Origin of the sequence: Streptomyces sp. NBC_00490 (genome assembly GCF_036013645.1) — a bacterium.
GTDB classification, from domain to species: Bacteria; Actinomycetota; Actinomycetes; order Streptomycetales; family Streptomycetaceae; genus Streptomyces; species Streptomyces canus_F.
On the sequence record NZ_CP107869.1, the window covers coordinates 8,798,311 to 8,811,139 of the forward strand.

Annotated in this window: 12 protein-coding genes; 6 read left to right on the forward strand and 6 right to left on the reverse strand. The window is 73.1% G+C overall.

The genetic code is table 11. The features are described 5' to 3' along the window. Positions 1–6 precede the first annotated feature (6 nt). Positions 7–255 carry a hypothetical protein gene (locus OG381_RS40095; RefSeq protein ID WP_327720871.1) on the reverse strand — a complete coding sequence of 83 codons (249 nt, stop codon included), beginning with the start codon at positions 253–255 and terminating at the stop codon, positions 7–9. A 9-nt stretch (positions 256–264) separates the two neighbouring features. Next, the gene (locus OG381_RS40100) at positions 265–780 is read right to left on the reverse strand and encodes an AAA family ATPase (protein WP_327720872.1); all 516 of its coding nucleotides are present in this window, start codon (positions 778–780) and stop codon (positions 265–267) included. A gap of 259 nt (positions 781–1,039) precedes the next feature. Between OG381_RS40100 and OG381_RS40105 the strand changes: the two genes are divergently transcribed. Then, entirely contained in the window at positions 1,040–1,855 is an 816-nt protein-coding gene (locus OG381_RS40105; protein WP_327720873.1) for a TauD/TfdA dioxygenase family protein, read from the forward strand. A 148-nt stretch (positions 1,856–2,003) separates the two neighbouring features. On the opposite strand, the gene absR1 is transcribed toward OG381_RS40105, so the two are convergent. Next, positions 2,004–3,089, reverse strand: a complete 1,086-nt coding sequence (gene absR1 / locus OG381_RS40110; RefSeq protein WP_327720874.1) for a beta-glucuronidase AbsR1 — start codon at positions 3,087–3,089, stop codon at positions 2,004–2,006. Between the two features lie 94 nt (positions 3,090–3,183). Here absR1 and OG381_RS40115 point away from each other — a divergent pair, with 94 nt between their 5' ends. Continuing rightward, a complete protein-coding gene (locus OG381_RS40115; protein ID WP_327720875.1) occupies positions 3,184–4,977 on the forward strand; it encodes a LuxR family transcriptional regulator AbsR2 in 1,794 nt (597 codons plus the stop codon). 91 nt (positions 4,978–5,068) lie between these two features. Here the strand turns inward: OG381_RS40115 and OG381_RS40120 are convergent, their stop codons facing one another. Further along, positions 5,069–7,633, reverse strand: coding sequence for a CHAT domain-containing protein (locus OG381_RS40120; RefSeq protein ID WP_327722681.1), 2,565 nt, complete (start codon positions 7,631–7,633; stop codon positions 5,069–5,071). 147 nt (positions 7,634–7,780) lie between these two features. On the opposite strand from OG381_RS40120, the gene OG381_RS40125 reads away from it, so the two are divergent. The 3 genes from OG381_RS40125 to OG381_RS40135 are packed head-to-tail and all read left to right on the forward strand — an operon-like array spanning position 7,781 to position 10,313. After that, positions 7,781–9,199, forward strand: a complete 1,419-nt coding sequence (locus OG381_RS40125; protein WP_327720876.1) for a S8/S53 family peptidase — start codon at positions 7,781–7,783, stop codon at positions 9,197–9,199. A gap of 59 nt (positions 9,200–9,258) precedes the next feature. Beyond that, a complete protein-coding gene (locus OG381_RS40130; protein ID WP_327720877.1) occupies positions 9,259–9,834 on the forward strand; it encodes an RNA polymerase sigma factor in 576 nt (191 codons plus the stop codon). Continuing rightward, positions 9,831–10,313, forward strand: coding sequence for a hypothetical protein (locus tag OG381_RS40135; RefSeq protein ID WP_443061976.1), 483 nt, complete (start codon positions 9,831–9,833; stop codon positions 10,311–10,313). Before OG381_RS40130 ends, OG381_RS40135 begins: the two co-directional genes overlap by 4 nt. A 19-nt stretch (positions 10,314–10,332) precedes the next feature. On the opposite strand, the gene OG381_RS40140 is transcribed toward OG381_RS40135, so the two are convergent. Both OG381_RS40140 and OG381_RS40145 read right to left on the reverse strand, forming a co-directional pair. Then, positions 10,333–11,556 carry a cytochrome P450 gene (locus tag OG381_RS40140; protein ID WP_327720878.1) on the reverse strand — a complete coding sequence of 408 codons (1,224 nt, stop codon included), beginning with the start codon at positions 11,554–11,556 and terminating at the stop codon, positions 10,333–10,335. Positions 11,557–11,613: 57 nt separating this feature from the next. Beyond that, positions 11,614–12,411 carry an N-formylglutamate amidohydrolase gene (locus tag OG381_RS40145; protein WP_327720879.1) on the reverse strand — a complete coding sequence of 266 codons (798 nt, stop codon included), beginning with the start codon at positions 12,409–12,411 and terminating at the stop codon, positions 11,614–11,616. Positions 12,412–12,458: 47 nt separating this feature from the next. Here OG381_RS40145 and OG381_RS40150 point away from each other — a divergent pair, with 47 nt between their 5' ends. Further along, positions 12,459–12,800: a DUF5713 family protein gene (locus OG381_RS40150; RefSeq protein ID WP_327720880.1), complete on the forward strand. Its 342-nt coding sequence runs from the start codon at positions 12,459–12,461 to the stop codon at positions 12,798–12,800. Positions 12,801–12,829 lie beyond the last annotated feature (29 nt).

The window sequence follows — 12,829 nt, forward strand, 5'->3', positions numbered from 1 at the left end:
CGGTCGCTACTGGACGATCAGGGCAGCGGCACCCCAGCAGGCGGCGAGGAACAGCGCGAGCATCCCGGTCGCCACGGCGTTCCGCGCCTTCGCGGTCGCGGCGTAGGTCTCACCGGCCGCCCGCAGCCTGCGTCCGGCGCCGTAGAACATCCCACAGGACACGGCACACAGCCCCGCCGTGACCGGCAGCAGCCACAGGACCGTCAGAAGGAAGCCCCGCAGCTCATCACCCGTGCCACCGTCCGAAGCAAGCATGAACGGATCCTAGGCGGGCGGACCCGCGGCGGCAACGGCCGCGAGCAGGACCTCCAGCGACTCCTCGGGAGTCTGCCCCGCGGTGTCCACCACCACCCGCCGGCGCTCCCACGGCTCGTACTCCCGGCCCACGATCTCCTCCCAGCCGGGCAACGGCAGTCCCGGCACATCGACCGACCGGGAGGCGACCCGACGGCGGTGCTCGACGGGATCGGAGCACCTCACCTCCACCTCGACGACCCCGACACCGGCGCGCACAGCGGCCTCCCGCCAGGCGTCCCGCGTGACGGTCAGCGGATTGACCGACTCGGCGACGACCGTCAGCCCCTGCCGCAACTGCTCCTCGGCGAGGGCGTATCCGACGACGTACCCCACCGGCCCCACCGGATGATCCGCGAGCCCCGACCGTACGATCGCCTGCTCGATGGTGTCGATCCGCAGATGAACCGCCCCGACACGGGCGGCCAGGAGCCGGGAGAGCGTGGTCTTTCCGGACGCGGGAAGCCCGCCGACGACGATGAGCATGCCGTCATCCTGCCGCAGCCGGCGAATGTTCATACGGGCGCAATGCCACGCCCTGGCGATTCCCGGAGCCGCCCGCCTACCGTGAAGAGGTGACCGGTCAGGCGTTCTTCCGCAGGCTGCACGTGGACCTGGCGCGCATGGGCGCGTCCCGCTGTCCGCGCGTCTGACGCCCACCCGCACCCGGCGCCCTTCGTCGCGCCCGGCTGCCTCGTCGTCCCCGCACGACGACCCTCCCCGCACACCAGCCCGAGGAGCAGGCATGACCACTGCCGCACGCCCCGACATCCGCCGCGCAGGCCCCCGCTTCGGGGCCGAGATCGACGGAGTGGACCTCACCCGGCCCGTCGACGACCTCACCGCGGGTGAACTGCGCCGCGCCTTCGCCGAGCACAAGGTCCTCGTGTTCCGCGGCCAGCATCTGACGCCCGATCAGCAGGTGGCCGCCGTAAGGATCTTCGCCGAACCCTTCGACCACCCGACCGCCCTGCGTCACCCCGAGAACCCGCTCGTCTACCCGTACAACGTGCGCCAGACCGGCAAGGCCAGCACCTGGCACATCGGCGGACTGTGGCGCACCCCCGTCTTCGCCATCGAGTCCCTCGTCTACGAGGAGGTCCCCGAACTCGGCGGCCACACCCTGTGGGCGGACCTCCAGGCCGCCTACGACGACCTCTCCGAGCCCTTCAAGCAGCTCCTCACCTCGGTGAACGCCGTCTACGACGGCAACGCGGAGAACTACGCCCAGGGCAGCAGGAAGACCGCGCAGGGCGACCCCGTCGAGCACCCGGTCGTCCTCGAACACCCCCTCACCGGACGCAAGGGGCTGTTCATCAGCTCCTCGGCCCAGCGCCTCACCGGAGTCACCCCGCAGGAGGGCCGGGTCCTTCTCGACCATCTGCTGCGGCACGCCTCCTCGCCCGACTACACCATCCGGTTCGGCTGGCGGCCGGGCGACTTCGTGCTCTGGGACAACCAGGCCACCTGGCACTACGCGGTCGACGACTACGGCGACGGGGCCCGCGTCTACCGCAAGGTCCTCGCCGTGGAACCGTTCCACCCGGCGCCCACGGAGTAGGCCGGCCGGACGTGCTCCGGCCGGCTCCCCGGCACTGCGGACAGGCGTGGGCGGCGACAGTCCCCCTCCCCCGAAGGAGACTGTCGCCGCCGCTTCCCCCGGCGCCGGACAGTGGCCGGCATCGCCCGTGTGCGGTCTGTACGCGCTGTCACCAGCACATGACCGCGGTTTCCCCCGAACCCCACGCGGAGTACAGGCGCACACGGACGAAGTATCGACGGCCCTTGACGAGACGGGCCTTGACGGTGGCGTTGTGCGGCGCTCCTCCGTCGTCCTGGCCGGCGAGGTAGCGGGGTTCCCCGTCCCGCTCCTCGAAGACCACCACGACGGTGTCGCTGTCGCCGAAGGTGCCCACGCTGTACTCGCGGGTCTCCGGCGGCTCGACGGTGAAGTCGGCCTGCTCGCCCGGGCCGAGCCCGAGCGGGGCCGAACGGAACGGCACCAGTCCGGGCGGCCGCGACGGGCCGGCCGACGGGTACCAGCGCAGGACGTACTCCTTGTCGGAGGGCGAGAGCGTGCCCGGCGGGTTCAGCCCCGCACGGAACTGCTCCGGCTCCAGGATCAGTCCCCCCGAGAAGGGATACTCCATGATCGAGTGCGGATCCCAGACGGAACCGTTCACCTCACGCGCGTCGAGCTTGCGCAGGATGTTGAAGAACGTCCGGTCCCGGGTCCAGAAGTTCGGCGGGCCCGCCAGATCGGCGTAGACGGCCTCGTCGTCCCAGAGGATCCCGGCGAACGGGTTCTGGTGCTCGTGGTGCATGCCGAGCGCGTGCCCGATCTCGTGCAGGGCCGTCCCGCGCTCCCCGGGCGCGGTCAGGTCCCACCCGAAGTTCATGGTCCGCTCGTGCAGTCCGACCCGCAGCGCGTCCTTGCCCACGGTCGACCAGGAGCCGTCGCCGAGCTGGAACCCGATGCGCAGTTCCGCCTCGCCGCGGTCGCCGACCTCGGCGAAGGTGACGCCGACGCCGAGGTCCTGCCACTCCTGGAAGCACTCGCGCACCACGTCCCGCTGCTCCTTGGCGCCGACCCACGACACCCGCCGGGTCGCCCCGCTGCCCGGTACGGCGATGACCGAGGCATCGGACTCGCCGTCGAAGAAGTGGTAGTGCAGCACGGTGTTGTTGACCCACATCCGGCTTCCGCCGATGAGCGCACTGAGCCTCTCGGCGGCCAGCCCCGGTGCGAAAGCGGGGGCCGGCTGCTGCGCGAGGGAGCAGTAGCGGAAGGTCATGCGCCAAGAGTGCCGTCGGTGCTCGGCGGGCGCCTGAGTCGAGGGCTACTCAAGTCCCTGTGTATCAGGTGTGAGTACTCGGGCTCTTGTAGTCGTGACGATTTTCGAACGGGACGCGAAGACCCTGGAACTGCCCTGGCCGTTCACCGGCCGGGAGGACGAACTGGAGCTGATCCGCCGGTCCTCGGCCGCGGGTCACCACGGCATCGTGGTGACCGGTCCGGTGGGTTGCGGCAAGACCCGGCTCGTCACGGAGGCCGTACGCGGCACCGACTGCGCCAGGGTGGCCGGGACGCCCGAGACCCGGCACATTCCCTTCGCCGCGTTCGCCCCTCTGCTGCCCGAGGCGGTCTCCCTGCACCGGGCCGTCCAACTGCTCTCCGCGGTACGGCTGTTGCTGGTGGACGACGCGCACCTGCTCGACGACGCCTCGGCCGCCCTGGTCCACCAGCTCGCGGTGCACGGCCGCACCCGGCTCCTGGTGGTGGCGACGGACGACGTCCCCGTCCCGGGCGCGGTGTCCCGGCTGTGGACCGGGGAGCTGCTGCCCCGCCTCGCTCTGGAGTCACTGCCCCACGAGGAGACGGCCCAGCTGCTGGCGGCGGGCCTCGGCGGCGGCCTGGAGCCGCTCACCGTGAACCGGCTGCACCACCTGTGCCGGGGAGATCTGCGGTTGATGCGCGAGATGGTCGGTGCCGTACGCGACGGCGGGCAGCTCGTCCGGCTGCCGGGCTCGGACGAGCGGGCGTGGCGCGGGCCGGTGCCCGTGACGGCGACCGTGCGGGAACGGACGGCCGGCCTCCTGGAACGGCCGGAGCGCGAGACGCTCGAACTCCTGGCATTCGCCGAGCCGTTGACGCTCGACATGGACGGACTCGACCTGCGCGTCCTGGAGGACCTGGAGGCCGAGGGCCTGGTGCGGGTCGACGACCACGGCGGTGTGGGCCTGGCCCACCCCCTGCACGGCCCCGTCCTGCGGGCGGCGGCCGGCCGGCTGCGGGCGCGGCGGCTCGCCCGTACGCCGGAGCAGTGCAAGGCGGCCCTGGAGGACGAGGCGGCCGAGCTGACAGAGGCGATGGAGCGGGCCGACGTACGGACCCTGAACGCGCCCGTGGGGGAGTGGCTCGTCGCGGAGGGCGAGCCGGTGCCGTCCTGGTACGCGGCCGTCCGTGCGGGGTTCGCGCGGCTGCGGGGAGAGCTGCGGGAGGCGGCGGCCTGGGCGAGGGAGGGGCTGCGGGACACGGCGGGCGATCCGGCCTGCGGTGCCGAACTCGCCCTGGCCGTCCTGCAGTCCGGCGAGATGACCGACCCCGGCGCGGACCCCCGGGTGCCCACCGACCCCCGTACGGCGCCCTGGCTGGCGGCCGCACGCGGCGACCTCGACGGGGCGCTGGAGACGGTCACCGACGCCTACGACGCCGTACGCCTGGGAGCCCCCGGCGAGTCGCCCGGCGCGGAGGTCTTCGCGCTGCACGCCGACGCGCTCGCCCGGGGTGACGGGCCCGCCCTGGACCGGGCGGCCGAGCGGCTGGAGGAGCGGGGGTTCCTCCTCTTCGCCGCCGAGGCCCGCGCCCAGGCCGTGCACATCCACAGCGACCCACGGGCCGCCCGCACCTCACGCACCCGCGCGGTCGACCTGGCCCGCCGCTGCCAGGGAGCCCGCACTCCGGCCCTGTCCGGTCTCGTCCTCGGTGAACTCACCGCCCGCCAGCGGCAGATCGTCACCCTCGCGGCCGCCGGCCTCAGCAACCGGCAGATCGCCGAGAAGCTGACCCTGTCCATCCGCACCGTCGGCAACCACCTCTACAGCGCCTACGCCCGGCTCGGCGCGGGCGGCCGGGGCGCCCTGCCGTGGCTCGTGGAACTGCCCGACGCACAGCCGGCCTGAGCCGGCCCACGGACCGGCGGTCTGACCCCCGTGATCGGGGGAGGGGTCAGGCCGCCACATCGTCGCCACGCCCTCGGCGCCGTCCAGGACGTCAGGCCGCACCGAACGCCGAGAACGCCCACCCCGTGGCCTGATGCGTGGCGTCCCCGGGCAGCGCGGCCCGCGCGTCGCGCAGCGCCTCCGCCAGGGACAGCCCCGCGTCGAGCCCCTTGTGCAGCGCGAGCATCAGCGGCACCACCGCCGCGTCGTTGACGGGCGCCGTGCACGCGACCACGCCCGCGGTGCCCAGCGGCAGCAGCGCGGTGACCAGGCCGAGCAGCTCGTCGGCGCCGACCGACGCGAAGCGGGCGGTGTCGCAGCAGGACAGGATGATCCGGTACGGGCTGCGGTCCAGCCGCTCGAAGTCGTGCACGATGAGCGGGCCGTCCGCCATCCGCAGCGACGAGAAGAGCGGGCTGTCCGCCCGGAAGGTGCCGTGCGCGGCGATGTGCGCGAGAGCGGCCCCGTCGAGCTCCTCCAGCACCCGCGGCACCCGCGCGTCGTCGTCCTCCAGCACCGTCGACCCGCCGTACCGGTCCGCCAGTTCGGGCACCTCGGCGCCCTCGGTCGCCAGCCCCGGCCCCCGCACCAGCACCTGGCGCCCACCGGGCGGCGGCTCGGTCTCCCGGGCCCGCAGCCAGCCGCTCGCCGACGGCGACACGCTGAGCACCCGCTCCCGCAGTGACGGCAGCAGCGCCCACGGCACCCGGTGCAGCCGGCCCGGGGGGACGACGACGACCGGGCCGGACCCGAGCTGCGCCGCCGCCGGACCGAGCAGCAGTTCCTCCAGCCGGCGCCCCGCCTCCAACACCAGCGGAAGCCGCGCCTCCGCCCCGGGGTGGGCCAGCCGCCGCAGCCCCGCCTGCACATGCTCGGCCTCGGTCACCGCGTCCGCCAGCAGCCCCGCCTCGAACCGCCGCACCCGCCCCTGCCCGCACAGCAGCACCTGGACCCGCCCGTCCAGCACGGCGAGTTCGACCAGACGTATCCCGTCCCCCAGCCGCTCCAGCAGTCTCGCCGGGTCGAACCGGCTGCCGTAGCCGGGCGCGTCCCCGCGGATGTGCAGGGTCCGGGAGCGGATCTCCCGCTCCAGCCGGCGCTGTTCGCGATCCAGCGCCGGCACCGGACGGCCCTCCATGCGGGCCTCCTCCGCGCGGGCCGCGATCTCGCGGAACGCGGTCAGATCGCCGAGAAGCGTCGGATCGGCCGGCGGACGGGTGGGCGGCGTGGACAGCGCGGTGGCCCGCCAGCGCTCGCTCCACACCAGCAGCCGGCGCGGACCGGAGCCGAGACTGGCCTGCTGGGCCAGCGCGGCGAGTTCGGCACCCTGGGCGGTGGCCCGGGCCCGCAGCTCCGCCGCGCCCAGCGTCATCCGGTGATCGTCGAGCACGTCCAGGCCGCGTCGGCAGGCCTCCAGCACGCCCCGCCCCGACCCGGCCGCCCGGGCCCGCAGCGCCTGTGCCGCCCAGCCCGTCATCCGGGCCAGCGGCGGACCGCTGTGCCTGCTGCGGGCGGCGACGGCCAGATGCCGTTCCGCATCGGCCGTCCAGCCCAGCCCGAGCGCGATCCGGCCCGCGAGCAACGAGGCCTCCGGCGCGGCCGGCGCGCCGAACGAGGCCAGTTTCTCGGCCACTTCGGCCGCGTCGGCGACCAGCCGCCCCGAACCACGCCCCGCCATGACCCGCGCCTCGATCAGCACCAGCCGGGCATGCGTCTCCCACCAGGGGCGGCGCTGCGCGGCGAACAGCCGCACCGCGAGCGCGGCCCGCGCGATCGCCGTATGGGGATCGCCCGCGAGACGGGCGGCACGCGCGGCGGCCAGCAGCAGCTCCGCCTTGCGGGTGGACTGCCCGCCGATCCGGTCGAGCACTCCGATCGCCGCGTCCGCCTCGGCCAGCGCCTCCGGGACGAGTCCGGCGGCCATCAGGACCTCGCAGCGCCGGATGTAGAGCATGAACGACGGCGTGCCGAGCTTGGCGTACCGCTCCTCGGCCTCGTCCAGCAGCCGTAGCGCGACCGGGACGTCCCCCGACCGGAACGCGGCCAGCCCCCGGCTCTCCACCACGTCCGCCTTGTCGTGGTCCTGGCCGGTGGTGTCCCACAGCGCCTCGGCCGCGGTGAAGTCGGCGTCCGCCCGCTCCGCCGCGCCCAGCGCCAGATGCACGGTCGCGCGCAGGGTGAGCGCCCGCGCGGTCCAGATCACGTCGTCCGCCTGCCGCAGCACGGGGATCGCCCGGCGTACGTCCTCCAGCGCCTCCCGGTGCCGGCCGAGGACCCACGAGGCGAAGGCGCGCCGGAACAGGACACGCGCGCGGGTGTGCCCGCTGCCGATCGCGACACCCCGCTCCAGCGCGTCCAGACCCTCCCGGGTGCGCCCCGCGTGCACCAGCGCCACCCCGAGCGCGGCCAGCACATCCGCCTCGCGGTCGGCCGACTCGGCGCGCGCCGCGAGGTCGCGGGCGCGCCGCAGATGCTCCAGCGCGATCCTCAGATCGCCCCAGTCCCGTTGCCAGATACCGATGACCTGGTGGGCGACGGAGGCGTGCAGCGGTAGGGGATCGGAGCCGAGTACCTCTTCCGCCCTCGCCAGCGCCTGGTTGGGGGCGGCGAACACCATGGGCAGCAGTTCGAGAACCGAGTCGCTTCTCGCCGTCACTCAACGGATGGTAGTGCTCCGGGTAGGGCGCCACACAGGTTTGGCGCTGTATCAATCAACGGCCCCGCGACTCTGACTGACGACCACCGCCCAGTGGGAGGACACGCCATGGCACCACAGCGATTCACCGAACAGTTCGACCAGATCCAGCGTTCCATGCCCGACGTCGCCCTGGCACTGGGGCCCGACGATTCGGCCGAGTTCATCTACGAGAAGGGTGTGGTCCTCGCCCGGGACGGTGAGGAGGCGGCACTCGTCGAGGACACCGTGCGCAGCCACTTCACCGCCGCGACCGGTCTGAGCGGCGACCAGGTGCGCCGGGCCGGACCGCAGACCAACCGCTCCGGCATCACCCGTATCCAGGTCGGCGACCCCGGCCACGGCGACCGGCGCGCCGACCGGGCCGTCGCGGGCGCCCTGCGCGCCATGCGTGAGCCGGAGGGACGCGCCGGACGCCGTCTCGTCAGCCGCAACCACGTCGTGTCGATCGCGGTGAACTCCTGTCCCGGCGACGAGCCCGTGCCCGCACCGCTCAACCAGGGCACCAACCCGGCCCCCGCCGAGGCGGGTCACGACCCGGACACCGCCGTCGGCGTCCTCGTCATCGACAACGGCCTCACCCACGACCACCAGCTGGTCCCGCTCCTGGCCCACGTCCAGGGCGACCTGCACGGCAACGAGAGGGACCCGCAGGGCAACCTGCTCCAGTACGTCGGCCATGGCACCTTCATCGCCGGGATACTCGCGGCCATCGCGCCCAACACGGACATCACCGTGCGCAACACCCTCAACGACGCCGGCGCCATCCTCGAATCCGACTTCGGCGAGGCCCTGTTCGCCGCCGTCGACGAGGGCGGCTGGCCCGACATCATCAGCCTGTCCGCGGGCACCTCCAACGGCCGCACCGACGGCCTGCTCGGCGTGGACGCCTTCATGCGGGAACTCCGGCAGCAGCGCACCCTGTTGGTCGCCGCGGCCGGCAACAACGCCAGCGCCACACCCTTCTGGCCCGCCGCCTACGCCTCGCTGCCCGACTACGCGGGCTCGGTCCTGTCGATCGGCGCGCTGCGCACCGACGGCGACCACGGCGCCTGCTTCAGCAACCACGGCTCCTGGGTCGACGCCTACGCCCCCGGCGAGCGCCTCACCAGCACCCTCACCGGCTTCGACGCGCCGATCCCGTACGTGTACCAGCACTCTACGTACGAGGCCTGCCGCTTCCACTTCAGCTACCTGTGCACCTGCCAACACCCGCGCCACGCGGGCGTGCTGAGCGACGACGGCACCCCCGCCAAGCCGGACCAGGTGATGTTCGACGGCTTCGCGCACTGGAGCGGCACCTCCTTCGCCACCCCTGCCGCCGCCGGCATGGTGGCCGCCTACATGACCGCCAACAAGGAGGGCGACCCGCGGGCCGCCCGGCAGCAACTGATCGCCGCCAACACCGAGTTCGCGGAGGTGCGAGGGGCGCACGTCACCGCCCTCATTCCGCCGACCTGGCGCCCGAGCACGGCTGTCCGACTGTGAGGGCCGAACTCACCCCCGTCACGGCGTACGATGACATGCCGTACACGAGGGGTGGGGCCGTGGACCGAGCAGATGTCGGCGCGCTGGTCCAGTCCGCCGTCGACGGTGACGCTGCGGCCTGGAAGGCGCTCGTGGAAGGGCTGAGCCCACTGGTGTGGTCCGTCGTGCGCGCGCACCGGCTGTCCGACGCCGACGCGCACGAGGTGTACCAGACGGTGTGGTTCCGCTTCGCCCAGCATCTCGGCCGGATCCGTGAACCGCAGAAGGCCGGCTCCTGGCTGGCGAGCACCGCGCGGCACGAATGCCTGAAGGTGCTCAAGAGCTTAAGGCGGCTGACGCCCACGGACGATCCGCACCTGCTCGACCGGGTCAGCGAGGACCGCACCCCCGAGCAGTCGCTGCTCGACTCCGAGGAGGCGGCCGCGCAGAGCGAGCGGATCCGTCATCTGTGGCAGGAGTTCGAGGAACTCGGCGACCGCTGCCGGCAGTTGCTGCGCATCCTGATGGCCTCACCGCCGCCCAGCTACCAGGAGGTCTCCTCGGCCCTGGGTATCGCCGTGGGCAGCATCGGACCCCTGCGCCAGCGCTGTCTGCGCCGGCTGCGGGCACGCATGGAAGCAAGGGGGGCGGTGTGAACACCGTGAACGACGAATTCGACGAAGAGGCCCACGACGGCGAGGAGTTCGACGTCGACCTGCTGGAGGAGGAACTCCGTCAGGCAGCCTCGATCCTCGATCCGGTACCGGCCCACCTGCGCGAGATGGCCGTCGCGGCCTACGCGCTGCACGACCTGGACGCCCGCATCGCCGAGCTGACCTTCGACTCGGTGGTCGACGCCATCCCCGTGCGGGGAGCCGTCGACGCACCGCGGATGCTGACCTTCCGCGCGGGCGAGGTCACCGTCGACGTCGAGGTGACCGGACAGGAACTGCTGGGGCAGGTGCTGCCGCCCCAGCAGGCACTGATCGAGGTGCTCACCGGCCCTCAGGCGGTCGCGCCCCTGGTCACCGACGACATGGGCCGCTTCACCGGCGACGCGCCGCCCGTCGGCCCCTTCGCGCTGCGGCTGCGGGCGGGCGGGGACGTCGTGGTCACGGAGTGGCTGCGGGTCTGAGCCCGCCGCGAGGGCCGGCCTACCAGGTCACGGGGAGCGTCCGGGGTCCGCGGATCATCGTCCTGCGGCGCCAGGGGACCTGGTCGGCCGGGACCGCGAGACGCAGACCGGGCAGCCTGTCGAGCAGGGTGTCGACCAGCAGCTCGATCTGCAGCCGGGCGAGGACGGCGCCGGTGCAGTAGTGGACGCCGTTGCCGAAGGACAGGTGCGGGTTGGGGTCGCGGTCGGCGTCGATCCGGTCGGGGGACGGGAAGACGTCGGGGTCGCGGTTGGCGGCCAGGTAGGAGACGTAGACCGCCTCGCCCGCCCCGATCCGCACCCCGTGCAGGTCGACGTCCTCCAGGGCGATCCGGGCCAGGCCGACCGAGGAGCGGTGCGGGATGTAGCGGAGCAGTTCGTCGAGGACGGGGCCGCGCTCCGCGGGCCGTTCCCGCATCCTCGCCATCAACTCGGGGCGCGTGAGCAGCAGATACAGCATCTGGCCGCAGTTGTGGGTGACGGCCTCACCGCCGATCTGCAACGGCGCGGCCAGCCCGACCGCCTCCGCCTCGCTGATCTCGCCTCGCCGCACGGCCGAGCCGATCAGCGAGTACACGTCGTCGCCCTCGCTGTGGGCGCGTGCCCGGACGGTGTCCGCGATCCAGCCGAACATGCCCTTCTTGGCCTCCGCGGACGCCTCGGCCCCGCCCTTGGTGGAGACGATCTGCGCCGCCCAGGCGTGCATCCGCTCCCGGTCGGCGGCGGGCACCCCCATGACCTCGCAGATCACGGCGACCGGGAAGGGCTCCAGCACCCGCTCGACGAGATCGGCGGGCGGCCCCTCCCGCAGGACACCCTCCACCAGCGGGTCCAGGATCTCCTGCGCGCGAGGCCGCAGCCGCTTCATCGCGCTCACCGTGAAGGCGCCGGCCACCGTCTTGCGCAGCCGGTTGTGATCGGGCTGGTCGGCCCACGCCGGGGAGCCCGGCTGGGGACTGAAGTGCGGGGCGATCCGGGTGACCTGACGGGTCATTCCCGCGGTCCGGCTGAAGCGCGGATCGTTGGTGATGGCCCTGACGTCCTGGTAGCGGGTGGCCAGCCACGCCCAGCCCTCGCCGAACGGCAGCCGGATGCGGGTCAGCGGCCCTTCCCGCATGAGGTCGGCAAGGATCGGATCGAACTCGGTGCCGTCGAGGTCGAGGGTGGGCCAGTCCCGTACGTCGGGCAGGTCCTGGCCGGTCAGCGTGCTGGTCTCCTCGGTCATGCCCCCAGCCTCACGGGCCCTGTGGTGCCTGTCGCGCGGGAGTGCTCCAGCCGGAGGTCAGCGGGTGACGGCGTCGACGAGCGTGGCGAGGGCCGACGCCAGAACCCGCAGCCCGGGGCCGGCGGGTCCGCCGGGTTCGCTCATGTAGGTGTCCCGCCGGATCTCCACCATCAGCGCGGACACTCGGGGGTCACGGCCGTAGAACTCCAAGGGCACGTACGTCCCGCTGAACGGACTGTCCAGCCCGATCCCCCCACACCCCGCGAACGCCTCCTGAGCGGCTTCGACCAGTTCGGGAGGGGTGTGGAAGGCGTCGGTCCCCAGACACACCGGCGGTCTCGGGCCGTCGCCGTGCAGCTCGTAGGGGAGCGGTGCGGTGGGGTAGGAGTGCACGTCGACGATCACGGCCCGCCCCGTGGCGGCGAGCCGCCGGGCCACGGCATCGGTCATGGCCCGCGCGTACGGCCGGAAGTACCGCGCGATCAACGGCTCGGGATCGAAGCCCTCGGGCCGCAGGGGCGCGCGCTGCGTCGTCCGGGTGTACACGGCGCCCATCCCGACGGCGAGCATCTCCTCCCGCTCGTCCGGGAAGCGCTCGGGATCGACGACCAGCCGGGAGAGCCGGTTCACGAACCGCCACGGGGCGACGCGCGACGCCCCGGCCGCCTGTGCGGCGAGCTCCGCGGTGTGGGCGTCGACGATGTGGTCCAGCTCCCGCTCCAGTGCGGCGCCCTTCGGCACGATCTCCGCCCGCACCTCGGCCGGTGTCTCCCGCGCCGAATGCGGCACATGCAGGATCACGGGCGACTCCCCGGCTCCGGGCACCAGCTCGAAGGACGGTTCGGCAGAGGTCATGCGGCGGCTCCGGAGGCATTGTCAGTGGCGTGGTGCACGATCACAGCATGAACATCGGCAATCCGCAGGTGGCCGCGCACCCGTTCCTCGAGGCGCTGTACGCGGACGACTACTACCCCGACCACGTGCTGGACCGGGGCAGGCAGATCCTGCTGCGCCTGTGCGAGCGGATCGAGACGGAACGCCCCGCCGATCTCACCGCGCTGTACGCGCTGACGCACGCGGCCACCGAGGAGTTCAACGACCTCGAGGCGGTCTTCGACGAGGCGGGCAGCGAGATCGAGACCGTCGCGCGGGAGGAGATTGGCGAGCAGTTCTGGTTCATCGCCCACGCCTACGGCTTCACGGACGCGGACGCGGAGGAGCTGATCTCCGGGCGGAACTGGTGAGACGCACCCCGCCCCGGCCGGGAGAACCC

Bases quoted from the DNA above. Each gene is read 5' to 3' on its own strand.
- OG381_RS40095 (WP_327720871.1), bottom strand. From the start codon at position 255: ATGCTTGCTTCGGACGGTGGCACGGGTGATGAGCTGCGGGGCTTCCTT.
- OG381_RS40100 (WP_327720872.1), bottom strand. From the start codon at position 780: ATGCTCATCGTCGTCGGCGGGCTTCCCGCGTCCGGAAAGACCACGCTC.
- OG381_RS40105 (WP_327720873.1), top strand. From the start codon at position 1,040: ATGACCACTGCCGCACGCCCCGACATCCGCCGCGCAGGCCCCCGCTTC.
- absR1 (WP_327720874.1), bottom strand. From the start codon at position 3,089: ATGACCTTCCGCTACTGCTCCCTCGCGCAGCAGCCGGCCCCCGCTTTC.
- OG381_RS40120 (WP_327722681.1), bottom strand. From the start codon at position 7,633: ATGGTGTTCGCCGCCCCCAACCAGGCGCTGGCGAGGGCGGAAGAGGTA.
- OG381_RS40125 (WP_327720876.1), top strand. From the start codon at position 7,781: ATGGCACCACAGCGATTCACCGAACAGTTCGACCAGATCCAGCGTTCC.
- OG381_RS40140 (WP_327720878.1), bottom strand. From the start codon at position 11,556: ATGACCGAGGAGACCAGCACGCTGACCGGCCAGGACCTGCCCGACGTA.
- OG381_RS40145 (WP_327720879.1), bottom strand. From the start codon at position 12,411: ATGACCTCTGCCGAACCGTCCTTCGAGCTGGTGCCCGGAGCCGGGGAG.
- OG381_RS40150 (WP_327720880.1), top strand. From the start codon at position 12,459: ATGAACATCGGCAATCCGCAGGTGGCCGCGCACCCGTTCCTCGAGGCG.